We start from the raw sequence: 23,193 nt of genomic DNA, 5'->3' as shown, positions 1-23,193 counted from the left end.
AGCTCCTGCTGTGAACAAGCTATTGCTGTTCCTTGGTGCGCTTTTAAGCTTTTATATAAGGGTAAAACCTGGACATAAATAGGGAGGTAGGCCCCTTGCTGGACGTTAATAATTTTGAGTACATGAAAATAGGTCTTGCATCACCGGATAAAATCCGCTCTTGGTCATTCGGTGAGGTTAAAAAACCTGAAACCATTAACTATCGTACGTTAAAGCCAGAAAAGGACGGTTTATTCTGCGAAAGAATTTTTGGTCCGACAAAGGATTGGGAATGTCATTGCGGAAAGTACAAGCGTGTCCGTTATAAAGGTGTTGTCTGTGACCGATGCGGTGTAGAAGTTACTCGTGCAAAGGTCCGCCGCGAACGAATGGGGCATATTGAACTTGCCGCACCTGTTTCGCATATCTGGTATTTTAAAGGCATTCCAAGTAGAATGGGGCTTGTTTTAGACATGTCTCCAAGGGCGCTTGAAGAAGTCATTTACTTTGCTTCATATGTAGTGACAGAATCAGGTGACACTGCTCTTGAAAAGAAACAGCTATTATCAGAAAAAGAATATCGTGCCTATCGTGAAAAGTACGGTAATAAATTCCAAGCATCTATGGGTGCAGAAGCCATCAAGAAACTGTTGTCAGATATCGATTTAGACAAAGAAGTTGATGGTTTAAAAGAAGAGCTTAAAACAGCTCAAGGCCAACGCCGTACACGTGCGATTAAACGTCTTGAGGTTCTCGAAGCATTCCGTAATTCCGGGAACGAGCCATCTTGGATGGTATTAGATGTTCTTCCGGTCATTCCACCGGAGCTGCGCCCAATGGTTCAATTAGATGGCGGAAGATTTGCGACTTCTGACTTAAACGATTTATATCGCCGTGTGATTAACCGTAACAATCGTTTAAAGCGTTTATTAGACCTGGGTGCGCCTAGCATTATCGTTCAAAACGAAAAGCGGATGCTCCAGGAAGCCGTCGATGCTTTAATTGACAACGGCCGCCGCGGCCGCCCGGTTACAGGTCCTGGTAACCGTCCGTTAAAATCACTGTCCCATATGCTGAAAGGTAAGCAAGGGCGTTTCCGTCAAAACCTGCTTGGAAAACGTGTTGACTATTCCGGCCGTTCGGTTATCGTCGTAGGTCCTAATCTAAAAATGTATCAATGCGGACTTCCGAAAGAAATGGCGCTTGAATTATTTAAGCCATTTGTGATGAAGGAGCTTGTTGAAAAGGGATTAGCCCATAATATTAAATCAGCAAAGCGCAAAATTGAAAGAGTGTCCCCAGATGTTTGGGATGTGCTTGAAGATGTCATTAAGGAGCATCCGGTTCTGTTAAACCGTGCCCCTACGCTTCACCGTTTAGGGATCCAGGCATTTGAACCTACGCTCGTTGAAGGCCGTGCTATTCGTCTTCACCCGTTAGTATGTACTGCATACAATGCCGACTTTGACGGAGACCAAATGGCTGTGCACGTACCGCTTTCTTCAGAAGCGCAGGCTGAAGCCCGCCTTTTAATGCTTGCTGCCCAAAACATTCTTAACCCGAAAGATGGTAAACCGGTTGTTACTCCTTCACAGGACATGGTATTAGGAAACTATTATCTAACTCTTGAAAGAGAAGGTGCCGTCGGTGAGGGCATGGTGTTTAATGATACGGACGAAGCCCTTCTTGCCTATCAAAACGGTTATGTTCACCTGCATACAAGGGTTGCTGTTAATGCCGGTAAATTAGGAAATGAGACTTTTACAGAAGAACAAAACAACAAGCTGTTAATCACAACCGTTGGTAAGCTTGTGTTTAATGAGATTCTTCCAAAATCATTCCCTTATATCAATGAACCAACTAAACACAATTTAGAGGTTGAAACACCTGCTAAGTACTTTGTCGAAAAAGGCGAGGATATCAAAGAAAAGATTAAAAATATGCCTTTGATTGATCCGTTTAAGAAGAAAATTCTTGGTAATATCATTGCGGAAGTATTCAAGCGTTTCAAAATTACCGAAACATCCAAAATGCTCGACCGCATGAAGGATTTAGGTTTCAAATATTCAACTAAAGCCGGTATTACTGTTGGTGTTGCCGATATCGTCGTACTTAAAGAGAAAGAGCAAATTCTTCATGATGCGCAGGCTAAGGTTGATAATGTTACTAAACAGTTTAGACGTGGTTTAATTACAGAGGATGAGCGTTATGACCGTGTCATCTCTATTTGGAGCCAGGCGAAGGATACTATTCAAGGTAAATTGATGAAATCCTTGAATAAGACTAACCCAATCTTCATGATGAGTGACTCCGGTGCCCGTGGTAATGCGTCTAACTTTACACAGTTAGCAGGTATGCGTGGTCTGATGGCCAACCCGGCAGGTCGTATCATCGAGTTACCAATCAAGTCAAGTTTCCGTGAAGGATTAACGGTATTAGAGTACTTTATCTCTACTCACGGTGCGCGTAAAGGTCTTGCCGATACCGCCCTTAAGACAGCTGACTCAGGTTACTTAACCCGCCGTCTCGTTGACGTTGCACAGGATGTTATTGTTCGTGAGGATGACTGTGGAACAGACCGCGGCTTTACTATCAGCGCTTTAAAAGATGGTACAGAGATTATTGAACCACTTGAAGAGCGTCTAATTGGCCGATATGCACGTACGCCTATTAAACATCCTGAAACAAAGGAAGTCCTTGTTCCGGAAAATGGCCTAATTACAGAAGACCTTGCCACTGTCATTGTAGAGGCTGGAATTGAAGAGGTTAAAATCCGTTCGGCATTTACATGTAACACCCGCCATGGTGTTTGTAAAAAATGTTACGGCCGTAACCTAGCGACTGGTCAAGAGGTCGAAGTGGGTGAAGCGGTTGGTATTATTGCGGCCCAGTCTATCGGTGAGCCAGGAACACAGCTAACGATGCGTACATTCCATACCGGCGGTGTTGCGGGTAACGATATTACGCAAGGTTTGCCGCGTATTCAGGAAATTTTCGAAGCGCGTAACCCTAAAGGGCAGGCTGTAATTTCAGAAATTGACGGTGTGGTCATCAGCATTAACGAAGGCCGCGACCGCCAGCACGAAATTGTTGTTCAAGGTGAAGTTGAGCAGCGCAGTTATACTGCTCCGTATACTGGCCGTCTAAAGGTTGCTGTCGGAGACCGGATTGAACGAGGTCAGGAATTAACCGAAGGGTCAATCGATCCAAAAGAACTGATTAAGGTAAAAGATGTAATTTCCGTTCAGGAATACCTGCTTCGTGAAGTGCAAAAGGTTTACCGGATGCAGGGTGTTGAAATTGGCGATAAGCACGTCGAGGTTATGGTCCGCCAAATGCTCCGCAAAGTGCGTGTCAGTGAGGCTGGGGATACAGATGTATTACCGGGTACACTGCTAGACATTCACCAGTTTACGGATGCCAATGAATCAGCTTTACTAAACGGCAAAATACCGGCTACAGGGCGTCCTGTATTACTTGGTATTACCAAAGCATCTCTTGAAACTGATTCATTCTTGTCTGCAGCATCATTCCAAGAAACAACAAGAGTTCTTACCGATGCAGCAATTAAGGGCAAGCGCGATGAATTACTTGGTTTAAAAGAGAATGTTATCATCGGGAAATTGGTTCCTGCCGGAACAGGTATGCAGCGCTACCGCAAAGCAGAGCCAGTCCTTCGGGATACAACCTCAGAAGAGCCGGTAACAATTGATTAAATAAATGTCAGAGGCTGACCTTCGTCAGCCTCTATTTTAAGAAAATATTTAAATGTTTTGTTGACAACTATTTTCTAAGATGTTACTATATCAAAGGTGCTCCTATACACCTGATACTTTGGAGGATAGCAATCATGTCTTATGAAAAAGTATTACAGGCGAAGAGTTTCATTATAGGGACAAAACAAGCAGTGAAAGCACTAAAGGAAGGAAAAGTCGAAGAGCTGATTATCGCGGCAGATGCTGACCAAAAAGTTACGGCACAGGTGGTCACAACAGCCCAAGACTTAGAAGTTCCTGTTCTGTATGTGGACTCCATGAAAAAGCTTGGTAAAGCATGCGGAATTCAAGTAGGTGCGGCCGCTGTTGCAATTATCCGTTAAAAACTGTTTTTGTAGATAGAGTAGTCTGCAAAAACTTTGTTTTTGCAAAAAAATGAACCACCTGGATGTGTGGGCTTACAATTAATGAAGGGAGGAAAAAAACATGCCTACAATTAACCAATTAGTGCGCAAGCCACGTCAGTCAACGACTGAGAAGTCAAAATCACCTGCGCTAAATAAAGGTTATAACAGCTTCAAAAAATCACAAACAAATGTATCTTCACCACAGAAACGCGGGGTATGTACTCGTGTTGGTACAATGACTCCAAAGAAACCAAACTCAGCGTTACGTAAATATGCTCGTGTACGCTTGACAAATGGTATCGAGGTGACTGCATACATTCCTGGTATCGGCCACAACCTTCAAGAGCACAGTGTTGTTCTTATCCGTGGCGGACGTGTAAAAGACTTACCAGGGGTACGTTATCACATCGTACGCGGAGCGCTTGATACAGCTGGAGTTAACAACCGTATGCAAGGCCGCTCAAAATATGGTACTAAGAGACCAAAAGCAGCTAAGAAATAATCATACTAAATAGAAGCTTCTTTGAAAGGAGGAAAAAGCATGCCACGTAAAGGTCCTGTAGCAAAGAGAGACGTGTTACCAGATCCACTTTACAATTCAAAATTAGTTACTCGTCTTATCAACAAAATGATGATTGACGGTAAAAGAGGTAAATCTCAAGAAATTCTTTACTCTGCATTTAATACAATCCGTGAGCGTTCTGGAAAAGAACCTATGGAAGTATTCGAAGCAGCAATGAAAAATATCATGCCAGTTCTAGAAGTAAGAGCACGCCGTGTCGGTGGTGCTAACTACCAAGTTCCAGTTGAGGTGCGTCCTGACCGCCGTACAACTCTTGGTCTTCGCTGGTTGGTAAACTATGCGCGTCTTCGCGGTGAAAAAACAATGGAAGAGCGCTTAGCGAACGAAATCATGGATGCAGCAAACAACACTGGTGCATCTGTTAAGAAACGTGAAGATACACACAAAATGGCTGAAGCAAACAAAGCGTTTGCTCACTATCGTTGGTAATCTAACCTTCAAATATAAAAACTTTCTACTAGGAAGGAGAAAGACCCAATGGCAAGAGAGTTCTCCTTAGAAAATACTCGTAATATCGGCATCATGGCTCACATCGATGCCGGTAAAACGACTACCACTGAGCGTGTCCTTTATTACACTGGTAAGATTCATAAAATCGGTGAAACACATGAAGGTGCTTCTCAGATGGACTGGATGGAGCAAGAACAAGAACGCGGAATTACAATCACTTCCGCTGCAACAACTGCACAATGGAAAGGCCACCGTGTTAACATCATCGACACTCCGGGACACGTAGACTTCACTGTAGAAGTAGAACGTTCCCTTCGTGTACTTGATGGTGCGGTAGCAGTTCTGGATGCTCAGTCAGGTGTTGAACCACAAACTGAAACAGTTTGGCGTCAAGCAACAACTTACGGAGTACCACGTGTAGTATTCGTAAACAAGATGGACAAAATCGGCGCAGACTTCCTGTACTCTGTAAAAACATTACATGAGCGTCTGCAAGCGAATGCTCATCCAATTCAGTTACCAATCGGTGCTGAAGATCAATTCTCAGCTATCATTGACCTTGTGGAAATGAACGCAGTATTCTACGGAAACGACTTAGGAACTGATATTGAAGTTCGTGATATTCCGGAAGAACACCGTGCGCAAGCTGAAGAATATCGTGAAAAATTAGTTGAGGCAGTAGCTGAACTTGATGAAGAGTTAATGGAAAAATACCTTGGCGGAGAGGAAATCTCAAAAGAAGAGTTAAAAGCCGCAATCCGTAAAGGTACAGTTAACGTTGAATTCTACCCAGTTATCTGTGGATCAGCTTTCAAAAACAAAGGTGTTCAGTTAATGTTAGATGCAGTTATCGATTACCTTCCATCTCCATTAGATGTACCTGCCATCAAAGGTCATGCTGTGGATGATGAAGATGAAATCGTTGAGCGTCACTCAAGTGACGAAGAGCCATTCTCAGCTCTTGCATTTAAAGTTATGACAGACCCTTATGTTGGTAAATTAACGTTCTTCCGCGTTTATTCTGGTACTTTAGAGTCTGGATCATATGTTCAGAACTCAACTAAAGGCAAACGTGAACGTATCGGACGTATCCTGCAAATGCACGCAAACAGCCGTCAGGAAATCTCAAAGGTTTATGCCGGTGATATTGCTGCTGCTGTAGGTTTGAAAGATACAACTACTGGTGATACTCTATGTGACGACAAAAACCTTGTTATCCTAGAGTCTATGCAATTCCCTGAGCCAGTAATCCAGCTTTCAGTTGAACCTAAATCAAAAGCTGACCAAGACAAAATGACAACTGCTCTGCAAAAGCTGCAAGAAGAAGATCCGACCTTCCGTGCACATACTGATCAGGAAACTGGACAAGTAATCATCGCTGGTATGGGTGAGCTTCACCTAGATATCATCGTTGACCGTATGCGTCGTGAATTCAAAGTTGAAGCTAATGTAGGTGCACCGCAGGTTGCTTACCGCGAAACATTCCGTGCTTCTGCACAAGTTGAAGGTAAGTTCGCTCGTCAGTCTGGTGGACGCGGTCAATACGGACACGTTTGGATCGAATTCTCACCTAACGAAGAAGGAAAAGGCTTCGAGTTCGAAAACGGTATTGTCGGTGGTGTTGTTCCTCGTGAATACATCGCTCCAGTCCAAGCGGGACTTGAAGATGCGCTTCAACGCGGTGTTCTTGCTGGATATCCATTAGTTGATATTAAAGCAAGACTATTCGATGGTTCATACCATGATGTTGACTCCTCTGAAATGGCGTTTAAAATTGCCGCTTCATTGGCACTTAAAAATGCAGCATCTAAGTGTCAGCCAGTAATCCTTGAACCAATGATGAGGGTAGAGGTTGTAATCCCTGAAGAATATCTTGGGGACATTATGGGACAAATCACTGCACGTCGTGGACGTGTTGAAGGTATGGAAGCTCGTGGTAACGCACAAGTTGTTCGTGCTATGGTTCCTCTATCAGAAATGTTTGGATATGCAACTGCGCTTCGTTCTAGCACACAAGGTCGTGGAGTATTCTCTATGCACTTTGATCACTACGAAGAAGTACCTAAATCAGTTTCTGAAGAAATCATCAAAAAAAATAAAGGTGAGTAATTGATTTTTACTTATCTTTAAAGTATAACTACTTATGTAAGAATGGAAACTGTGAAACGAGGACAACCTCTTTACAGTTTCCGCTTAAATATACTTAATTTTTATAATCCAAAGGAGGATTTTCCAAATGGCAAAAGCTAAATTCGACCGTTCAAAGCCACACGTTAACATTGGTACAATCGGACACGTTGACCATGGTAAAACTACTTTAACTGCTGCAATCACTTCTGTACTTGCTAAGCAAGGTAAAGCAGAAGCTCGTGCATACGATCAAATCGACGGTGCTCCAGAAGAAAGAGAACGTGGTATCACAATCTCTACTGCACACGTTGAGTATGAAACTGATGCACGTCACTACGCACACGTTGACTGCCCAGGACACGCTGACTATGTTAAAAACATGATCACTGGTGCAGCACAAATGGACGGCGGTATCCTTGTTGTATCTGCAACTGATGGTCCAATGCCACAAACTCGTGAGCACATCCTTCTTTCTCGTCAGGTAGGCGTACCTTACCTTGTTGTATTCATGAACAAGTGTGACATGGTTGACGACGAAGAATTACTAGAATTAGTAGAAATGGAAATTCGTGACCTTCTTTCTGAATACGATTTCCCTGGCGATGACACTCCAGTTATCAAAGGTTCTGCTCTTAAAGCATTAGAAGGCGATGCTGCATGGGAAGAAAAAATTATCGAACTTATGGATGCTGTTGACAGCTACATTCCAAACCCAACTCGTGACACTGACAAGCCATTCATGATGCCAGTTGAGGACGTATTCTCTATCACTGGTCGTGGTACAGTAGCTACAGGACGCGTTGAGCGTGGCGTAGTTAAAGTTGGTGACGTAGTTGAAATCGTTGGTTTCACTGAAGAGCCAAAATCTACAACTGTAACAGGTGTAGAAATGTTCCGTAAGCTTCTTGACTTTGCTGAAGCTGGTGACAACATCGGTGCCCTTCTTCGTGGCGTAGCCCGTGAAGAAATCGAGCGTGGACAAGTTTTGGCTAAGCCAAAGTCTATCACTCCACACACAAAGTTCAAAGCACAAGTTTACGTATTATCTAAAGAAGAAGGTGGACGTCATACTCCATTCTTCTCAAACTATCGTCCACAATTCTATTTCCGTACTTCTGATATCACTGGTATCATTATTCTTCCAGAAGGTACTGAAATGATCATGCCTGGTGATAACACAGAAATGACTGTTGAGCTTATCGCTCCAGTTGCGATTGAAGAAGGAACTAAGTTCTCTATCCGTGAAGGTGGACGTACTGTAGGTTCAGGTTCAATCACTACAATCATTGAGTAATTAATCTATAACAGAAGCAGCTGGGTGACGATCCAGCTGCTTTTTTATATTGTTCTTTTAAAAATTTACCGTGTTTCTTCTATATAATTATGAATGTTTAAATGTAATTTAATTAGGAGATTACTGGAGATTATTATTATGTGTTGAAATCATGTATATCAACCTTTATAATAATAAAAGTGTTCAGGACATAAGACTAAAAAAAATCGTAATAAATGTTGCGTTTGCTTTATGTTTTATGTATAATAGACAATGTTGGTCTTTGACTGCGATGATGTGGGAGGTTGCTGACACACCCGGCCGCTTTGCCATGGCGCTGTGTTAGGGAAATTCTCACTGAGAAATGTCTATTTTGAAAATAGGCGAATAAAGGAGGGAAAATAATGGCAAAACAAAAAATTCGTATCCGCTTAAAAGCATATGATCACAGAATCCTTGATCAATCTGCAGAAAAAATCGTTGAAACAGCAAAGCGTTCAGGTGCAGCTGTGTCTGGTCCGATTCCGCTTCCAACTGAAAAATCTATTTATACGATTCTTCGTGCGGTTCACAAGTACAAAGATTCTCGTGAGCAATTTGAAATGCGGACACATAAGCGTCTAATCGACATCGTTAATCCAACTCCACAAACAGTTGATGCATTAATGAGATTAGATTTACCATCCGGTGTAGATATCGAAATCAAATTATAAGCAAATAAAATTTTACAAAATTAGGAGGTGTGACTTACATGACCAAAGGAATCTTAGGAAGAAAGATTGGTATGACTCAAGTATTTGCTGAGAACGGAAACTTAATTCCTGTAACAGTAGTTGAAGTAGCTCCAAACGTTATTCTTCAAAAGAAATCTGCGGAAACTGATGGCTACGAAGCTATTCAGGTAGGTTTCGAAGATAAACGTGAAAAGTTAGCTAACAAACCTGAAAAGGGACATGTTGCAAAAGCAAATACTGCTCCTAAGCGCTTCGTTCGCGAATTCCGCGGAGATGACTTAGCAGGCTATGAAGTTGGTCAAGAAGTCAAAGTTGATATTTTCGCTGCAGGCGATTTAGTAGATGTAACAGGAATCTCAAAGGGTAAAGGTTTCCAAGGCTCTATCAAGCGCCACGGACAATCACGCGGCCCAATGGCTCACGGTTCTCGTTACCACCGTCGTCCTGGTTCAATGGGACCAGTTGCTCCAAACCGTGTATTCAAGGGTAAATTATTACCTGGACGTATGGGCGGAGAGCAAGTTACTGTTCAAAATCTTGAAATCGTTAAGGTTGACGCTGAGCGCAATCTACTTTTAATCAAAGGTAACGTTCCAGGCGCGAAAAAAGCATTACTAAAAATCAAAGGTGCGGTTAAAGCATAATCACTTCATAAGAAAGGAGGAACATAGGAATGCCGAAAGTAGCATTATTTAACCAAAACGGTTCACAAGTTGGTGAAATCGAGTTAAACGAATCCGTATTTGGTATTGAACCTAACCAACACGTATTATTTGAAGCGATCATTATGCAAAGAGCTTCTTTACGTCAGGGAACTCATAAAGTTAAAAATCGTTCTGAGGTAGCCGGCGGTGGTCGTAAACCATGGCGCCAAAAGGGAACAGGTCGTGCTCGTCAAGGGTCAATCCGTTCTCCACAATGGCGCGGAGGTGGTACTGTATTTGGTCCACAACCACGCAGCTATAGCTATAAATTACCGAAAAAGGTTCGTCGTTTAGCAATCAAATCTGCACTATCATCTAAAGTTCTAGAAGAAAAAGTGTTAGTACTTGAAAGCTTAGCGTTCGATGCTCCAAAAACAAAAGACTTCAAAGCTGTTTTAAATGGTCTTTCTGTTGAGAAAAAAGCGTTAATCGTTACAGCTGACCTTGATGAAAACGTAGCATTATCTGCTCGCAACATTCCTGGTGTAACAGTTGTAACTGCTGATGGAATCAACGTATTAGACGTTGTAAATCATGATAAATTAATCATGACTAAAGCAGCGGTTGAAAAAGTAGAGGAGGTGCTTGCATAATGGATGCACGCGATATCATTAAGCGCCCCGTTATCACTGAACGTACTACTGACCTAATGGCTGAAAAGAAATATACTTTTGAAGTGGATGTTAAGGCTAATAAAACTCAAGTTAAAGATGCTGTCGAAGAAATCTTTGGCGTAGAAGTTGATAAAGTCAACATCATGAACTACAAAGGTAAGTTCAAGCGTATGGGTAAATTTGGTGGTTACACAAACAAACGCCGCAAGGCAATCGTTAAACTAACTGCTGACAGCAAAGAAATCGAATTCTTTGAAAGCTAAAATCTAATATAAGAGGAGGGAAATAAAATGGCGATTAAAAAGTACAAACCTACCTCTAACGGACGTCGTGGGATGACTGTTTCTGATTTCGCTGAAATCACAACAAGTACTCCAGAAAAATCACTCTTAGCTCCATTAAAGAGCAAAGGCGGCCGTAACAACCAAGGTAAGTTAACTGTTCGTCATCAAGGTGGCGGCCATAAGCGTCAATATCGTTTAATCGACTTTAAACGTAACAAAGATGGCATTCCTGGACGCGTTGCCACTATCGAATACGATCCAAACCGTTCTGCAAACATTGCACTAATCAACTATGCTGATGGTGAAAAGCGTTATATCTTAGCTCCAAAAAATCTTGAAGTAGGCATGGAAGTAATGTCTGGCTCTGAGGCAGATATTAAAGTAGGTAACTCACTTCCATTAGCAAACATTCCAGTTGGTACAGTAGTACACAACATCGAATTAAAACCAGGTAAAGGCGGCCAGTTAGTTCGTTCTGCTGGAACAAGCGCTCAAGTACTTGGTAAAGAAGGTAAATACGTACTTGTACGTTTAACTTCTGGTGAAACTCGCATGATTCTTTCTGAATGCCGTGCATCTATCGGTCAAGTAGGAAACGAACAGCACGAACTTATTAAAATCGGTAAAGCTGGTCGTTCTCGCTGGTTAGGCGTGCGTCCAACTGTCCGCGGATCTGTTATGAACCCTAACGATCACCCACACGGTGGTGGTGAAGGACGTTCACCAATCGGACGTAAGTCTCCAATGTCTCCTTGGGGCAAACCGACTCTTGGTTACAAAACTCGTAAGAAGAAAAACAAATCCGACAAACTTATTATTCGTCGTCGTAAAAAATAACGTGATTGAACTACGGTTCAAAGACAGAGCCGTAGACCACTCACGAAGGGAGGTTCATTCATGGGTCGCAGCTTAAAAAAAGGACCATTCGTTGATGATCATTTAATGGTTAAAGTTGAAAAGTTAAATGAATCCGATAAGAAACAAGTGATTAAGACTTGGTCTCGTCGTTCTACGATTTTCCCACAATTTATCGGTCATACGATCGCCGTTTATGATGGCCGTAAACATGTGCCTGTGTATGTTACTGAAGACATGGTAGGACATAAGCTTGGAGAATTCGCTCCAACACGTGCTTACAAAGGTCATGGTAACGATGATAAGAAAACAAGACGTTAAGAGAGGAGGGCATCCCAATGCAAGCTAAAGCTGTTGCAAGAACAGTCCGAATTGCTCCTCGTAAAGTCCGCTTAGTCGTCGATTTAATTCGAGGAAAGCAAGTTGGTGAAGCGGTGGCGATTTTAAATCTGACTCCGAAGGCTGCTTCTCCAGTTGTTGAAAAAGTTTTAAAATCTGCTATGGCAAATGCTGAGCACAATTATGAAATGGACGTAAATAACTTGGTTGTATCCCAAGCGTTTGTTGATGAAGGTCCAACCTTAAAACGTTTCCGTCCACGCGCTATGGGCCGTGCAAGCCAAATCAACAAGCGCACAAGCCACATTACAATCGTTTTATCAGAGAAGAAGGAGGGATAAGCTGTGGGTCAAAAAGTAAATCCAGTCGGTTTGCGTATCGGAATCATCCGTGATTGGGAATCTAAATGGTACGCAGGTAAAGACTTTGCTGATCTTTTACACGAAGACATTAAGGTTCGTGAATACATTACGAAGCGCTTAAAAGATGCTTCTGTGTCTAAAGTTGAAATCGAACGTGCTGCGAACCGCGTTAACGTTACAATCCATACAGCGAAGCCTGGTATGGTAATCGGTAAAGGCGGTACTGAAGTGGAATCACTTCGTAAAGCATTAAACCAATTAACTGGCAAACGCGTTCATATCAACATTCTTGAAATCAAGAAGGCTGATGTTGATGCGAAGTTAGTTGCTGAAAACATTGCTCGTCAATTAGAAAACCGCGTATCTTTCCGCCGCGCACAAAAGCAAGTAATTCAACGTGCTATGCGTGCTGGCGCAAAAGGTATTAAAACAATGGTATCTGGTCGTCTTGGTGGTGCCGATATCGCTCGTTCAGAACATTATAGCGAAGGAACTGTTCCACTTCATACACTTCGCGCTGATATCGACTACGCTACAGCAGAAGCCGATACTACTTACGGTAAACTTGGTGTAAAAGTATGGATCTATCGTGGAGAGATCCTTCCTACTAAGAAGAAAACTGGGGAAGGAGGCAAATAATCATGTTATTGCCAAAACGCGTAAAATTCCGCCGTCAACATCGTGGTAACATGCGTGGAAACGCAAAAGGCGGTACCGAAGTATCATTCGGTGAATTCGGTCTGCAATCAATGGAGGCATCTTGGGTTACTAACCGCCAAATTGAAGCTGCTCGTCGTGCGATGACTCGTTACATGAAACGTGGCGGTAAAGTTTGGATTAAGATTTTCCCTCACAAGCCATATACTGCAAAGCCTCTAGAAGTACGGATGGGTTCCGGTAAAGGTTCACCTGAAGGCTGGGTGGCAGTAGTTAAGCCTGGAAGAATCATGTTTGAAATTGCCGGCGTTTCTGAGGAAACTGCTCGTGAAGCTCTTCGTCTTGCTGCACACAAGCTTCCTGTAAAGTGTAAGTTTGTAAAACGTGAAGAAATTGGTGGTGAATCAAATGAAAGCTAATGAAATTCGTGACCTTACCACTGCTGAAATTGAACAAAAAGTAAAATCGTTAAAAGAAGAGCTTTTCAACCTTCGCTTTCAATTGGCGACTGGACAACTTGAAAATACAGCTCGTATCCGTGAAGTACGCAAATCGCTCGCTCGCATGAAAACTGTGATTCGCGAGAGAGAAATCAGCGTTAATAAGTAAAATCCGAGAGGAGGTTCACGAGTGATGAGTGAACGTAACCAGCGCAAGGTTTACACTGGACGCGTTGTTTCTGACAAAATGGATAAGACTGTAACTGTTCTTGTCGAAACATACAAAAAGCATCCCCTTTACGGTAAACGCGTAAAGTACTCTAAAAAGTACAAAGCTCATGATGAGCAAAATCAAGCAAAAGTTGGCGACATCGTACGTATTATGGAAACTCGCCCGCTTTCAGCTACAAAACGCTTCCGTTTAGTAGAAGTAGTAGAAAAAGCAGTTATTATTTAATTGTTCGGAGATAGTTTTTCCGAAGGGAGGTTACACACATGATTCAACAAGAATCACGTTTGAAAGTTGCTGACAACTCTGGTGCACGTGAAGTGCTTACCATTAAAGTTCTTGGTGGTTCTGGCCGCAAAACGGCTAACATCGGCGATATTATCGTTTGTACAGTGAAACAAGCAACACCTGGTGGCGTTGTTAAAAAAGGTGATGTTGTTAAGGCTGTTGTTGTACGTACAAAGAGCGGTGTCCGCCGTCCTGACGGTTCCTACATCCGTTTTGATGAAAATGCATGTGTAATTGTTAAAGAAGATAAGAGCCCACGTGGAACTCGTATCTTTGGACCAGTTGCCCGCGAACTTCGCGACAATAACTTTATGAAGATTGTTTCTCTAGCTCCAGAAGTACTATAATTATAAATTCCAATTGCCTTTAAGGAGGTGCTTACGGATGCATGTAAAAAAAGGTGATAAGGTCAGAGTTATCTCTGGTAAGGATAAAGGCAAGACAGGTACAATCCTGGCTGCTTATCCAAAAGAAAGCCGTGTTCTTGTAGAAGGCGTGAACATCGTGAAAAAACACGCTAAACCTTCACAAGCAAACCCACAGGGCGGCATTATCAGCTTCGAGGCTCCAATTCATGTATCAAATGTAATGCCTATCGATCCTAAAACAGGTAACCCTACACGTGTAGGTTACAAATCGGTAGATGGCAAGAAAGTCCGAGTAGCAAAATCCGGTGAATTATTAGATAAATAGTCTAAAGAAGAAGGGAGGTACACTCTATGAACCGCCTAAAAGAAAAGTATTTAAAAGAAATCACGCCTGCTCTTATGAGCAAGTTCAACTATAAATCCATTATGCAAGTACCTAAGATTGAAAAAATCGTTATTAACATGGGTGTTGGTGACGCAGTTCAAAATGCTAAAGCTCTTGATAATGCAGTTGAAGAATTAGCAATGATCACTGGTCAGAAGCCTTTAGTAACTCGTGCGAAAAAATCTATCGCTGGTTTCCGTCTTCGTGAGGGAATGCCAATTGGTGCAAAAGTCACTCTTCGCGGTGAGCGTATGTATCAATTCCTTGATAAGTTAGTTTCTGTTTCTTTACCACGTGTACGTGACTTCCGTGGTGTTTCTAAAAAAGCATTTGATGGTCGCGGCAACTACACATTGGGTATTAAAGAACAGCTAATTTTCCCTGAGATTGATTACGATAAGGTAAGCAAGGTTCGTGGTATGGATATCGTTATCGTAACAACTGCAAATTCTGATGAAGAGTCTCGTGAATTGTTAACTCAAGTCGGAATGCCGTTCCAAAAGTAATCGCTAAATAAGGAGGCGAAAACGTGGCTAAGAAGTCAATGATTGCGAAACAAAAGCGCACGCCTAAATACAAAGTACAAGAGTACACACGCTGCGAACGCTGTGGTCGTCCACACTCTGTATATCGTAAATTTAAGCTTTGCCGTATTTGTTTCCGTGAATTAGCATACAAAGGACAAATTCCTGGTGTTAAAAAAGCTAGCTGGTAAAACTAGAGTTTGTGGAAGGAGGTAAAAAACAATGGTCATGACAGATCCAATTGCTGATTTGCTCACTCGCATTCGTAATGCGAATATGGTGCGTCACGAGAAATTAGAAGTACCTGCTTCTAATATCAAAAAAGAAATCGCTGAAATTCTAAAGCGTGAAGGTTTCATCCGTGACGTGGAATATATCGAAGATAATAAACAAGGTATCATCCGTATCTTCTTAAAATACGGTGCAAATAACGAACGTGTTATTACTGGATTGAAGCGTATAAGCAAGCCTGGTCTTCGCGTTTATGCAAAATCTAACGAAGTGCCGCGTGTTTTAAATGGACTAGGTATTGCGCTAGTTTCTACTTCAACAGGCGTGATCACTGATAAGGAAGCTCGTGCTAAACAAATCGGCGGAGAAGTTTTAGCATACGTTTGGTAAGAGATTTTTTGAATGAATGGAGGTGCACTAAATGTCTCGCGTAGGAAAAAAACCTATTGAAATCCCAGCAGGTGTAACGGTTGCTTTGAACAACAACACTGTTACTGTTAAAGGACCAAAAGGCGAGCTTTCTCGTTCTTTTAATCCAGAAATTACAATTAACGTTGAAGAGAATGTTGTAACTATCTCTCGTCCATCAGATGTGAAAGAACACCGCGCATTGCACGGTACAACTCGTGCGGTACTCGCAAATATGGTCGAAGGTGTTTCTAAAGGCTTCGAAAAGAGATTAGAGTTGATCGGGGTTGGTTACCGTGCCCAAAAGCAAGGTACCAAGCTTGTACTAAACGTTGGATACTCTCATCCAGTTGAAATCGAACCTGAAACAGGCCTTGAAATTGAAGTTCCTGCAAATACAAAAATTACTGTAAGAGGTACTGACAAAGAACGTGTTGGTGCATTAGCAGCAAATATCCGTCAAGTTCGTCCTCCAGAGCCGTATAAAGGCAAAGGAATCCGTTACGAAGGCGAATTTGTTCGTCGCAAAGAAGGTAAAACAGGTAAGTAATGCCGCATAAGTAAACGAAAGGAGTGACGTAAATGATTACGAAGCAAGATAAAAACGCTACTCGCCGTAAAAGACACGCTCGTGTTCGTGCGAAGCTTAGCGGTACCTCTGCTCGTCCACGTCTAAACGTGTTTCGTTCTAACCAGCATATTTATGCACAGGTAATCGATGACACTAATGGAGTTACTTTAGCAAGTGCTTCTACATTAGATAAAGAACTTAGCCTTGAGTCAACTAGCAATACTGAAGCTGCACAAAAGGTTGGAGAATTAGTCGCTAAACGTGCGGTGGAAAAAGGAGTCTCTGCAGTTGTATTTGACCGTGGAGGATACCTTTACCATGGACGTATTCAAGCATTAGCTGATGCTGCCCGCGAAAATGGCTTACAATTTTAATAGACAAAGGAGGGACAAATTAGATGCGTCGCATTGATCCAAACAAACTTGAACTTGAAGAACGCGTAGTTACAGTTAACCGTGTTGCGAAGGTTGTTAAAGGTGGACGTCGCTTCCGTTTCTCTGCACTTGTCGTAGTGGGAGATAAAAACGGCCATGTCGGTTTCGGTACTGGTAAAGCGCAGGAAGTACCTGATGCAATCCGCAAAGCAATCGAAGATGCAAAGAAAAACCTAGTAGAAGTGCCAATGGTTGGAACAACTGTTCCTCACCAAGTAATTGGACGTTTTGGTGCTGGTGAAATACTTCTAAAGCCTGCCTCTGAAGGTACTGGAGTTATCGCCGGCGGTCCTGTTCGTGCAGTACTAGAATTAGCAGGTGTTCAGGATATCCTATCTAAATCATTAGGTACTAACACACCAATTAACATGGTACGTGCTACTGTAGAAGGATTAAAACAACTTAAACGTGCTGAAGACGTAGCAAAATTACGTGGTAAATCAGTAGAAGAACTGTTAGGATAAGGAGGGAAATCAAATGGCGAATAAACTTTTAGTTACCCTCAGCCGCAGCGTAATCGGTCGTTCACAAGACCAACGCGAAACAGTTAAAGCGCTAGGTTTACGTAAATTAAATCAAACAGTTGAGCATCAAGATAACGCTGCTATTCGCGGTATGATTACTAAAGTTGCTCACCTTGTAACAGTAAAAGAACAATAATTCATTGTTTTCTTTCATAAGGAGGTGCCAATATGAAACTTCATGAATTAAAGCCTACCGAAGGTTCTCGTCATGAGCGTAAGCGTTTAGGCCGTGGTATCGGCTCTGGCCAAGGTAAGACTGCAGGTAAAGGTCATAAAGGACAAAATGCTCGTTCAGGCGGCGGTGTCCGTATCGGTTTTGAAGGTGGTCAAACACCATTATTCCGTCGTTTACCAAAACGCGGTTTCACCAATTTCAATCGTAAAGAGTACGCCGTAGTTAATCTTGATGCATTGAACCGCTTTGAAGAAGGTACAGAAGTTACTCCAGAACTTCTTATCGAATCAGGTGTGGTAAGTAACGAAAAAGCAGGAATCAAGATTCTTGCTAAAGGGAACGTAGAGAAAAAGCTTACAGTTAAAGCTCATAAATTCTCCTCTGCTGCTAAGGAAGCGATCGAAGCTGCCGGTGGAACTACTGAGGTGATCTAATGTTCCAGACAATCTCCAATTTTATGCGCGTGGGTGATATACGTCGAAAGATCATATTCACCCTTTTAATGTTAGTCGTATTTCGAATCGGCACTTTCATTCCAGTTCCGAATGTAAATGCTGAAGCGCTAGCTGCACAAGATAAGCTAAGTGTTTTCGGTGTTTTAAATACATTCGGCGGAGGCGCATTAAAGCAATTCTCTATTTTTGCAATGGGGATTATGCCTTACATCACTGCTTCAATTATTATTCAGCTCCTGCAGATGGACGTTGTTCCAAAGTTTACGGAGTGGTCAAAGCAAGGTGAAGCAGGGCGTCGGAAGCTTGCCCAATTCACTCGATATTTTACCGTCGTGCTTGGGTTTATCCAAGCATTAGGTATGTCATACGGCTTTAACAATTTGTCCCAAGGACAATTGATTGAAAACCCTGGAATTGGAACGTATTTATTAATTGCCGTTGTGCTGACTGCCGGTACATCGTTCTTAATGTGGTTAGGGGAGCAAGTTACTGCTAAAGGTGTTGGAAATGGTATTTCTATCATCATCTTTGCAGGTATTGTTGCCGGAATCCCAAATGTTTTAAATCAAATGTATGTTCAGCAGTTTGAAAATGCAGGCGAGCAATTATTCCTACGTATCGTGACTGTTGTTCTAATTGCAGTAGCAATTATTGCTATTGTAGTGGGTGTAATCTTCATCCAACAGGCAACTCGGAAAATTCCAATTCAATATGCGAAACGGATGGCAGTAGGACGTAATCCTGTGGGCGGTCAGTCTACCCATATGCCATTAAAAGTAAACGCAGCTGGAGTAATCCCTGTAATCTTTGCCGTTTCGTTTATTGTTACGCCAAGAACGATTGCATCCTTCTTCCCAACGAATGATGTAACGCTTTGGATTATGAAAGTGTTTGATTATTCTCATCCAATCGGGATGACACTTTATGCAGCGTTAATTATCGCGTTTACTTATTTTTATGCCTTTATTCAAGTTAACCCTGAACAAGCAGCGGAAAACTTACAAAAGCAGAGCGGCTATATCCCTGGAATTCGTCCTGGTAAGAGCACGCAGGAATATTTAACACGCGTCCTATATCGGTTGACTTTTATCGGCGCCATTTTCCTTGCTATTATTGCAGTACTTCCAGTTTTATTTATTAAAATTGCGAATCTGCCACAATCGGCACAAATTGGCGGAACAAGCTTGCTGATCGTCGTCGGTGTTGCACTTGAAACGTATAAGCAGCTTGAAGCACAATTAGTTAAACGTCACTATAAAGGATTTATTAAATAAAAGGGTTTTGCGGGACCCTTTAATGGGCCCCAATAAACCTCACATATAGCACGAGGGGGAATATGTGTGAATTTAGTATTAATGGGGCTACCTGGTGCAGGTAAGGGCACTCAGGCTGAAAAAATTGTTGAACAATACCGCATCCCTCATATCTCAACTGGAGATATGTTCCGTGCAGCAATGAAGGAAGGAACTGAACTGGGTTTAAAAGCTAAATCCTTCATGGACAAAGGCGAACTTGTTCCTGATGAAGTAACAATCGGCATCGTTCGTGAACGGTTAAGTAAAGAAGACTGTCAAAATGGGTTTTTACTTGATGGCTTTCCTAGAACAGTACCACAAGCAGATGCATTAGAAAACTTACTAGTAGATTTAAATAAAAAAATCGACTATGTAATCAATATAAATGTTGATAAAAGCATTTTAATGGAGCGTTTGACTGGCCGTCGTATCTGTAAGGAATGTGGATCAACCTATCATCTAGTATTCAATCCTCCTGCAAAAGAGGGCGTATGCGACCGTTGCGGCGGTGAGCTATATCAGAGAGCAGATGATAACGCTGAAACAGTTCAAAACAGATTAGATGTCAATATCAAACAGCAAGAACCATTATTATCTTTTTATGAAGAGAAAGGGTACTTGCGTACTCTTGATGGTCAGCAGGATATTAACAAAGTATTTGCTGATATTGAAGAACTTTTGCGGGGTCTTCGTTAATGCTCATCATTCACAATTGGCACGCGACTCTCGCTTTTCTCTCATAGAATTCAATTGTATGTGCAAGTAACTGGCTTTTCTATTGTACTGGGTATGCAGAACCGAGAGTTGGGCAAGAATGACTGAAGAAATTATTCTTCTTTTATGCAGAAATTACTTGCGGACAAAGACACAACAATATGTTAAAATTGTAAGGTTGCTAACTGCGTACGAACGAGAAGACTCGCTTTACATTACTAGTCTTACGAACGATAATTCTTTAAAGAGAAGGGGGACGAGACTGTGGCCAAAGATGATGTAATTGAAATTGAAGGTAAAGTCATTGAAACTTTGCCAAATGCAATGTTTAAGGTAGAATTGGAAAATGGTCATACTGTGCTGGCTCACGTTTCCGGGAAAATCCGCATGCACTTTATCAGGATCTTGCCAGGTGACAAAGTGACTGTTGAGCTTTCTCCATATGACTTAACGCGCGGTAGAATTACGTACCGTTTCAAATAATTGTTTGCACTCCGAAACTCAAGGAGGTTAGGATAATGAAAGTAAGACCATCTGTTAAACCGATCTGCGAAAAGTGCAAAGTTATCCGCAGACGCGGCAAAGTAATGGTTATCTGTGAAAACCCTAAACATAAACAAAAACAAGGTTAATCGACAAGGAGGTGCACATATATGGCACGTATTGCTGGTGTAGATATTCCACGTGAAAAACGTGTAGTTATCTCTTTAACTTACATTTATGGTATTGGCAAAAAAACTGCACAAAAAATCTTAGCAGAAGCTGCTGTTTCTGAAGATACTCGTGTACGTGATTTAACTGAAGATGAATTAAACAAAATCCGTGATATTGTTGACAAGCTAAAGGTTGAAGGTGACCTTCGCCGTGAAATTTCACTTAACATTAAACGTTTAATGGAAATTGGCTGCTACCGCGGATTGCGTCATCGTCGCGGCTTACCGGTTCGTGGACAAAATACGAAAAACAACGCCCGTACACGCAAAGGTCCTCGTAAGACTGTTGCGAACAAGAAGAAGTAATCGGCAAAGGAGGTTAAATTAAATGGCTCGTAAAACTAATACACGTAAGCGTCGTGTTAAAAAGAATATTGAAGCTGGGGTTGCTCATATCCGCTCAACATTTAACAATACGATCGTAACCATCACTGATGTTCATGGAAATGCAATTTCTTGGTCTAGTGCAGGTGCGCTTGGATTTAAAGGTTCTCGTAAATCTACTCCATTCGCAGCGCAAATGGCAGCTGAAACTGCAGCAAAAACATCAATGGAACATGGTATGAAAACTTTAGAGGTAACAGTTAAAGGCCCTGGTGCAGGTCGTGAAGCAGCTATTCGTGCTCTTCAAGCTGCTGGTCTTGAAGTTACGGCAATTAAAGACGTTACTCCTGTTCCACATAACGGATGCCGTCCGCCAAAACGCCGTCGTGTGTAATTTTTCTGTATAGAATTTATATCATCTGTCTATAATGGGATATGATATGAATTTATTGACTTTTATACAGAATTCTTATTCCAGTTGTTGTGCACAAAACGGGAACGTATACATGGGGGAATTTCGATTAGAACTCTAATCGAGGTTTCGACGTTTTGAAGGAGGGTTATTGGATGATCGAAATAGAAAAACCAAAAATCGAAACGGTTGAGATCAGCGAAAATGCCAAATACGGCAAATTCGTCGTAGAGCCACTTGAGCGTGGATATGGTACCACTTTGGGTAACTCCTTACGTCGTATCCTATTATCTTCACTCCCAGGTGCCGCTGTTACTTCGATTCAGGTCGATGGGGTACTTCATGAGTTCTCAACAATTGAAGGCGTCGTAGAGGATGTAACATCCATCATTTTAAACATTAAAAAATTAGCTTTAAAAATCTATTCTGATGAAGAAAAGACACTTGAAATTGATGTTCAAGGTGAAGGACCTGTTACAGCTGGCAACATTACCCATGACAGTGATGTTGAGATTTTAAATCCAGACCTTCATATTGCAACATTATCTGCAAATGGACATCTGCATATGCGTTTGACTGCTAAACGCGGTCGCGGATATACGCCAGCTGATCAAAACAAAAGAGAGGATCAGCCAATTGGTGTGATTCCGATTGATTCCATTTACACTCCTGTTGCTCGTGTTTCTTATCAGGTAGAAAACACTCGTGTTGGTCAATTATCAAACTATGACAAGCTAACGCTTGATGTTTGGACAGATGGAAGCACTGGCCCAAAAGAAGCGATTGCTCTTGGTTCGAAAATTTTGACTGAGCATTTAAACATCTTTGTTGGTCTTACTGATGAAGCACAAAATGCTGAAATCATGATTGAAAAAGAAGAAGATCAGAAAGAAAAAGTTCTTGAAATGACCATTGAAGAACTCGATCTATCCGTTCGTTCTTATAACTGCTTAAAGCGTGCAGGCATCAACACTGTTCAGGAATTAGCGAATAAGACTGAAGAAGATATGATGAAGGTACGTAACTTAGGCCGCAAATCACTTGAAGAAGTGAAGGCAAAACTAGAAGAGCTTGGATTAGGCTTACGTAAAGACGACTAGTCTAAATCCGTTTAATGACTTCAAAAAGGAGGGAACCCTTCATGGCATACAGAAAGTTAGGACGCACAAGCGCACAGCGTAAAGCTATGCTTCGTGATTTAACAACTGATTTAATCATCAACGAGCGCATTGAAACAACAGAAACCCGCGCGAAAGAACTTCGCTCAACTGTTGAGAAAATGATCACTCTTGGCAAACGCGGTGACCTACATGCCCGTCGTCAAGCTGCTGCATACGTTCGTAACGAAGTAGCAAATGCTGAAACAGGTACAGATGCATTACAAAAGCTTTTCACTGACATTGCTCCACGTTACCAAGAGCGCCAAGGCGGCTATACCCGCATTATGAAACTTGGACCACGCCGCGGTGATGGTGCACCAATGGTTATTATCGAGTTAGTTTAATATTTTCTAACAGACAACAAGGGTATTGGACAGTTTAAGAACAAACTTGTTCTGTGCCCTTTTTCTGTAAAAACAAGTATATATGTACGAACCAAGCCAAAAAGAGCGTTAC

The 23,193-nt window shown here is 42.0% G+C and carries 35 protein-coding genes; all 35 read left to right on the top strand.

The window, feature by feature from the left end; all coding sequences use genetic code 11:
* The first annotated feature begins 95 nt into the window (after nt 1-95).
* The 35 genes from rpoC to rplQ all read left to right on the top strand — a co-directional run bounded on the left by rpoC (nt 96) and on the right by rplQ (nt 23,081).
* On the top strand, nt 96-3,695 hold the full coding sequence (gene rpoC / locus ACFPA1_RS29290) for a DNA-directed RNA polymerase subunit beta' (protein WP_213148276.1): 3,600 nt from the start codon (nt 96-98) through the stop codon (nt 3,693-3,695).
* 134 nt (nt 3,696-3,829) lie between these two features.
* The gene (locus tag ACFPA1_RS29285) at nt 3,830-4,078 is read left to right on the top strand and encodes a 50S ribosomal protein L7ae-like protein (RefSeq protein WP_213148275.1); all 249 of its coding nucleotides are present in this window, start codon (nt 3,830-3,832) and stop codon (nt 4,076-4,078) included.
* 103 nt (nt 4,079-4,181) lie between these two features.
* Entirely contained in the window at nt 4,182-4,604 is a 423-nt protein-coding gene (gene rpsL / locus ACFPA1_RS29280) for a 30S ribosomal protein S12 (protein WP_213121087.1), read from the top strand.
* A gap of 39 nt (nt 4,605-4,643) precedes the next feature.
* Complete coding sequence (gene rpsG, locus ACFPA1_RS29275; RefSeq protein WP_213148274.1) at nt 4,644-5,114, top strand: 30S ribosomal protein S7; 471 nt, start codon at nt 4,644-4,646, stop codon at nt 5,112-5,114.
* Between the two features lie 48 nt (nt 5,115-5,162).
* Nucleotides 5,163-7,244, top strand: coding sequence for an elongation factor G (fusA, locus tag ACFPA1_RS29270; protein WP_213148273.1), 2,082 nt, complete (start codon nt 5,163-5,165; stop codon nt 7,242-7,244).
* A gap of 127 nt (nt 7,245-7,371) precedes the next feature.
* Nucleotides 7,372-8,559: an elongation factor Tu gene (gene tuf, locus ACFPA1_RS29265; RefSeq protein ID WP_213148272.1), complete on the top strand. Its 1,188-nt coding sequence runs from the start codon at nt 7,372-7,374 to the stop codon at nt 8,557-8,559.
* Nucleotides 8,560-8,942: 383 nt separating this feature from the next.
* Nucleotides 8,943-9,251, top strand: coding sequence for a 30S ribosomal protein S10 (gene rpsJ / locus ACFPA1_RS29260; RefSeq protein WP_034676072.1), 309 nt, complete (start codon nt 8,943-8,945; stop codon nt 9,249-9,251).
* 38 nt (nt 9,252-9,289) lie between these two features.
* Nucleotides 9,290-9,916 carry a 50S ribosomal protein L3 gene (gene rplC / locus ACFPA1_RS29255; protein ID WP_213148271.1) on the top strand — a complete coding sequence of 209 codons (627 nt, stop codon included), beginning with the start codon at nt 9,290-9,292 and terminating at the stop codon, nt 9,914-9,916.
* Between the two features lie 29 nt (nt 9,917-9,945).
* The gene (gene rplD, locus ACFPA1_RS29250) at nt 9,946-10,569 is read left to right on the top strand and encodes a 50S ribosomal protein L4 (RefSeq protein ID WP_213148270.1); all 624 of its coding nucleotides are present in this window, start codon (nt 9,946-9,948) and stop codon (nt 10,567-10,569) included.
* On the top strand, nt 10,569-10,853 hold the full coding sequence (gene rplW / locus ACFPA1_RS29245; RefSeq protein ID WP_277398412.1) for a 50S ribosomal protein L23: 285 nt from the start codon (nt 10,569-10,571) through the stop codon (nt 10,851-10,853). The genes rplD and rplW overlap by 1 nt, the downstream gene beginning before the upstream one ends.
* 27 nt (nt 10,854-10,880) lie before the next feature.
* A complete protein-coding gene (gene rplB, locus ACFPA1_RS29240; RefSeq protein ID WP_378588662.1) occupies nt 10,881-11,711 on the top strand; it encodes a 50S ribosomal protein L2 in 831 nt (276 codons plus the stop codon).
* A 60-nt stretch (nt 11,712-11,771) separates the two neighbouring features.
* Nucleotides 11,772-12,050, top strand: coding sequence for a 30S ribosomal protein S19 (gene rpsS, locus ACFPA1_RS29235; protein WP_213121080.1), 279 nt, complete (start codon nt 11,772-11,774; stop codon nt 12,048-12,050).
* 17 nt (nt 12,051-12,067) lie between these two features.
* Nucleotides 12,068-12,409 (top strand): 50S ribosomal protein L22, encoded by a 342-nt coding sequence (gene rplV, locus ACFPA1_RS29230; protein ID WP_213121079.1) that lies wholly within the window; start codon nt 12,068-12,070, stop codon nt 12,407-12,409.
* A 3-nt stretch (nt 12,410-12,412) separates the two neighbouring features.
* Complete coding sequence (rpsC, locus tag ACFPA1_RS29225; protein WP_213148268.1) at nt 12,413-13,069, top strand: 30S ribosomal protein S3; 657 nt, start codon at nt 12,413-12,415, stop codon at nt 13,067-13,069.
* Nucleotides 13,070-13,071: 2 nt separating this feature from the next.
* Nucleotides 13,072-13,506, top strand: a complete 435-nt coding sequence (rplP, locus tag ACFPA1_RS29220; RefSeq protein WP_213148267.1) for a 50S ribosomal protein L16 — start codon at nt 13,072-13,074, stop codon at nt 13,504-13,506.
* Nucleotides 13,496-13,696 (top strand): 50S ribosomal protein L29, encoded by a 201-nt coding sequence (gene rpmC / locus ACFPA1_RS29215; protein ID WP_213121076.1) that lies wholly within the window; start codon nt 13,496-13,498, stop codon nt 13,694-13,696. The genes rplP and rpmC overlap by 11 nt, the downstream gene beginning before the upstream one ends.
* A gap of 24 nt (nt 13,697-13,720) precedes the next feature.
* A complete protein-coding gene (gene rpsQ / locus ACFPA1_RS29210; protein ID WP_066321295.1) occupies nt 13,721-13,984 on the top strand; it encodes a 30S ribosomal protein S17 in 264 nt (87 codons plus the stop codon).
* A gap of 38 nt (nt 13,985-14,022) precedes the next feature.
* Nucleotides 14,023-14,391: a 50S ribosomal protein L14 gene (rplN, locus tag ACFPA1_RS29205; RefSeq protein WP_038538479.1), complete on the top strand. Its 369-nt coding sequence runs from the start codon at nt 14,023-14,025 to the stop codon at nt 14,389-14,391.
* Nucleotides 14,392-14,428: 37 nt separating this feature from the next.
* Entirely contained in the window at nt 14,429-14,737 is a 309-nt protein-coding gene (gene rplX, locus ACFPA1_RS29200) for a 50S ribosomal protein L24 (RefSeq protein ID WP_213121075.1), read from the top strand.
* A 26-nt stretch (nt 14,738-14,763) separates the two neighbouring features.
* On the top strand, nt 14,764-15,303 hold the full coding sequence (gene rplE / locus ACFPA1_RS29195; protein ID WP_213148266.1) for a 50S ribosomal protein L5: 540 nt from the start codon (nt 14,764-14,766) through the stop codon (nt 15,301-15,303).
* A 23-nt stretch (nt 15,304-15,326) separates the two neighbouring features.
* Nucleotides 15,327-15,512: a 30S ribosomal protein S14 gene (gene rpsN / locus ACFPA1_RS29190; RefSeq protein ID WP_009499044.1), complete on the top strand. Its 186-nt coding sequence runs from the start codon at nt 15,327-15,329 to the stop codon at nt 15,510-15,512.
* Between the two features lie 31 nt (nt 15,513-15,543).
* Nucleotides 15,544-15,942 (top strand): 30S ribosomal protein S8, encoded by a 399-nt coding sequence (gene rpsH, locus ACFPA1_RS29185; RefSeq protein WP_213121073.1) that lies wholly within the window; start codon nt 15,544-15,546, stop codon nt 15,940-15,942.
* 31 nt (nt 15,943-15,973) lie between these two features.
* The gene (gene rplF / locus ACFPA1_RS29180) at nt 15,974-16,510 is read left to right on the top strand and encodes a 50S ribosomal protein L6 (protein ID WP_378588654.1); all 537 of its coding nucleotides are present in this window, start codon (nt 15,974-15,976) and stop codon (nt 16,508-16,510) included.
* Between the two features lie 32 nt (nt 16,511-16,542).
* Nucleotides 16,543-16,905, top strand: a complete 363-nt coding sequence (rplR, locus tag ACFPA1_RS29175; RefSeq protein WP_213148264.1) for a 50S ribosomal protein L18 — start codon at nt 16,543-16,545, stop codon at nt 16,903-16,905.
* A 23-nt stretch (nt 16,906-16,928) separates the two neighbouring features.
* Nucleotides 16,929-17,429, top strand: coding sequence for a 30S ribosomal protein S5 (rpsE, locus tag ACFPA1_RS29170; RefSeq protein ID WP_213121070.1), 501 nt, complete (start codon nt 16,929-16,931; stop codon nt 17,427-17,429).
* A gap of 13 nt (nt 17,430-17,442) precedes the next feature.
* Nucleotides 17,443-17,625, top strand: a complete 183-nt coding sequence (gene rpmD, locus ACFPA1_RS29165) for a 50S ribosomal protein L30 (protein WP_213148263.1) — start codon at nt 17,443-17,445, stop codon at nt 17,623-17,625.
* A 32-nt stretch (nt 17,626-17,657) separates the two neighbouring features.
* Complete coding sequence (gene rplO, locus ACFPA1_RS29160) at nt 17,658-18,098, top strand: 50S ribosomal protein L15 (protein ID WP_213148262.1); 441 nt, start codon at nt 17,658-17,660, stop codon at nt 18,096-18,098.
* Nucleotides 18,098-19,393 carry a preprotein translocase subunit SecY gene (gene secY / locus ACFPA1_RS29155; protein WP_213148261.1) on the top strand — a complete coding sequence of 432 codons (1,296 nt, stop codon included), beginning with the start codon at nt 18,098-18,100 and terminating at the stop codon, nt 19,391-19,393. The genes rplO and secY overlap by 1 nt, the downstream gene beginning before the upstream one ends.
* A 66-nt stretch (nt 19,394-19,459) precedes the next feature.
* A complete protein-coding gene (locus ACFPA1_RS29150) occupies nt 19,460-20,110 on the top strand; it encodes an adenylate kinase (protein ID WP_213121066.1) in 651 nt (216 codons plus the stop codon).
* A gap of 282 nt (nt 20,111-20,392) precedes the next feature.
* Complete coding sequence (gene infA, locus ACFPA1_RS29145; protein ID WP_007085268.1) at nt 20,393-20,611, top strand: translation initiation factor IF-1; 219 nt, start codon at nt 20,393-20,395, stop codon at nt 20,609-20,611.
* Nucleotides 20,612-20,646: 35 nt separating this feature from the next.
* Complete coding sequence (gene rpmJ, locus ACFPA1_RS29140) at nt 20,647-20,760, top strand: 50S ribosomal protein L36 (protein ID WP_000868344.1); 114 nt, start codon at nt 20,647-20,649, stop codon at nt 20,758-20,760.
* Nucleotides 20,761-20,781: 21 nt separating this feature from the next.
* Nucleotides 20,782-21,147: a 30S ribosomal protein S13 gene (gene rpsM, locus ACFPA1_RS29135; RefSeq protein ID WP_213121065.1), complete on the top strand. Its 366-nt coding sequence runs from the start codon at nt 20,782-20,784 to the stop codon at nt 21,145-21,147.
* Nucleotides 21,148-21,169: 22 nt separating this feature from the next.
* Nucleotides 21,170-21,559, top strand: a complete 390-nt coding sequence (rpsK, locus tag ACFPA1_RS29130; protein ID WP_046524788.1) for a 30S ribosomal protein S11 — start codon at nt 21,170-21,172, stop codon at nt 21,557-21,559.
* A gap of 173 nt (nt 21,560-21,732) precedes the next feature.
* Nucleotides 21,733-22,677 (top strand): DNA-directed RNA polymerase subunit alpha, encoded by a 945-nt coding sequence (locus ACFPA1_RS29125; protein WP_213121064.1) that lies wholly within the window; start codon nt 21,733-21,735, stop codon nt 22,675-22,677.
* Nucleotides 22,678-22,718: 41 nt separating this feature from the next.
* Complete coding sequence (rplQ, locus tag ACFPA1_RS29120) at nt 22,719-23,081, top strand: 50S ribosomal protein L17 (RefSeq protein WP_213148258.1); 363 nt, start codon at nt 22,719-22,721, stop codon at nt 23,079-23,081.
* Nucleotides 23,082-23,193: the final 112 nt, after the last annotated feature.

It is taken from the genome of Neobacillus sp. GCM10023253 (assembly GCF_042653105.1).
In the GTDB taxonomy this organism is placed as follows: domain Bacteria; phylum Bacillota; class Bacilli; order Bacillales; family Cytobacillaceae; genus Neobacillus; species Neobacillus citreus.
This window is presented reverse-complemented; position numbering and strand designations above follow the sequence as displayed.

Bases quoted from the DNA above. Each gene is read 5' to 3' on its own strand.
- rpsL (WP_213121087.1), top strand. From the start codon at position 4,182: ATGCCTACAATTAACCAATTAGTGCGCAAGCCACGTCAGTCAACGACT.
- rplX (WP_213121075.1), top strand. From the start codon at position 14,429: ATGCATGTAAAAAAAGGTGATAAGGTCAGAGTTATCTCTGGTAAGGAT.
- rpsK (WP_046524788.1), top strand. From the start codon at position 21,170: ATGGCTCGTAAAACTAATACACGTAAGCGTCGTGTTAAAAAGAATATT.
- rplW (WP_277398412.1), top strand. From the start codon at position 10,569: ATGGATGCACGCGATATCATTAAGCGCCCCGTTATCACTGAACGTACT.
- rplQ (WP_213148258.1), top strand. From the start codon at position 22,719: ATGGCATACAGAAAGTTAGGACGCACAAGCGCACAGCGTAAAGCTATG.
- rplN (WP_038538479.1), top strand. From the start codon at position 14,023: ATGATTCAACAAGAATCACGTTTGAAAGTTGCTGACAACTCTGGTGCA.
- rpmJ (WP_000868344.1), top strand. From the start codon at position 20,647: ATGAAAGTAAGACCATCTGTTAAACCGATCTGCGAAAAGTGCAAAGTT.
- rpsS (WP_213121080.1), top strand. From the start codon at position 11,772: ATGGGTCGCAGCTTAAAAAAAGGACCATTCGTTGATGATCATTTAATG.
- rplD (WP_213148270.1), top strand. From the start codon at position 9,946: ATGCCGAAAGTAGCATTATTTAACCAAAACGGTTCACAAGTTGGTGAA.
- tuf (WP_213148272.1), top strand. From the start codon at position 7,372: ATGGCAAAAGCTAAATTCGACCGTTCAAAGCCACACGTTAACATTGGT.
- rplE (WP_213148266.1), top strand. From the start codon at position 14,764: ATGAACCGCCTAAAAGAAAAGTATTTAAAAGAAATCACGCCTGCTCTT.
- ACFPA1_RS29285 (WP_213148275.1), top strand. From the start codon at position 3,830: ATGTCTTATGAAAAAGTATTACAGGCGAAGAGTTTCATTATAGGGACA.
- rpsJ (WP_034676072.1), top strand. From the start codon at position 8,943: ATGGCAAAACAAAAAATTCGTATCCGCTTAAAAGCATATGATCACAGA.
- fusA (WP_213148273.1), top strand. From the start codon at position 5,163: ATGGCAAGAGAGTTCTCCTTAGAAAATACTCGTAATATCGGCATCATG.
- rplB (WP_378588662.1), top strand. From the start codon at position 10,881: ATGGCGATTAAAAAGTACAAACCTACCTCTAACGGACGTCGTGGGATG.
- rplP (WP_213148267.1), top strand. From the start codon at position 13,072: ATGTTATTGCCAAAACGCGTAAAATTCCGCCGTCAACATCGTGGTAAC.
- rplO (WP_213148262.1), top strand. From the start codon at position 17,658: ATGAAACTTCATGAATTAAAGCCTACCGAAGGTTCTCGTCATGAGCGT.
- rpsQ (WP_066321295.1), top strand. From the start codon at position 13,721: ATGAGTGAACGTAACCAGCGCAAGGTTTACACTGGACGCGTTGTTTCT.
- rplC (WP_213148271.1), top strand. From the start codon at position 9,290: ATGACCAAAGGAATCTTAGGAAGAAAGATTGGTATGACTCAAGTATTT.
- secY (WP_213148261.1), top strand. From the start codon at position 18,098: ATGTTCCAGACAATCTCCAATTTTATGCGCGTGGGTGATATACGTCGA.
- rpmD (WP_213148263.1), top strand. From the start codon at position 17,443: ATGGCGAATAAACTTTTAGTTACCCTCAGCCGCAGCGTAATCGGTCGT.
- rplF (WP_378588654.1), top strand. From the start codon at position 15,974: ATGTCTCGCGTAGGAAAAAAACCTATTGAAATCCCAGCAGGTGTAACG.
- rpsE (WP_213121070.1), top strand. From the start codon at position 16,929: ATGCGTCGCATTGATCCAAACAAACTTGAACTTGAAGAACGCGTAGTT.
- rpmC (WP_213121076.1), top strand. From the start codon at position 13,496: ATGAAAGCTAATGAAATTCGTGACCTTACCACTGCTGAAATTGAACAA.
- rpsH (WP_213121073.1), top strand. From the start codon at position 15,544: ATGGTCATGACAGATCCAATTGCTGATTTGCTCACTCGCATTCGTAAT.
- ACFPA1_RS29125 (WP_213121064.1), top strand. From the start codon at position 21,733: ATGATCGAAATAGAAAAACCAAAAATCGAAACGGTTGAGATCAGCGAA.
- rplV (WP_213121079.1), top strand. From the start codon at position 12,068: ATGCAAGCTAAAGCTGTTGCAAGAACAGTCCGAATTGCTCCTCGTAAA.
- rpsG (WP_213148274.1), top strand. From the start codon at position 4,644: ATGCCACGTAAAGGTCCTGTAGCAAAGAGAGACGTGTTACCAGATCCA.
- rplR (WP_213148264.1), top strand. From the start codon at position 16,543: ATGATTACGAAGCAAGATAAAAACGCTACTCGCCGTAAAAGACACGCT.
- rpsM (WP_213121065.1), top strand. From the start codon at position 20,782: ATGGCACGTATTGCTGGTGTAGATATTCCACGTGAAAAACGTGTAGTT.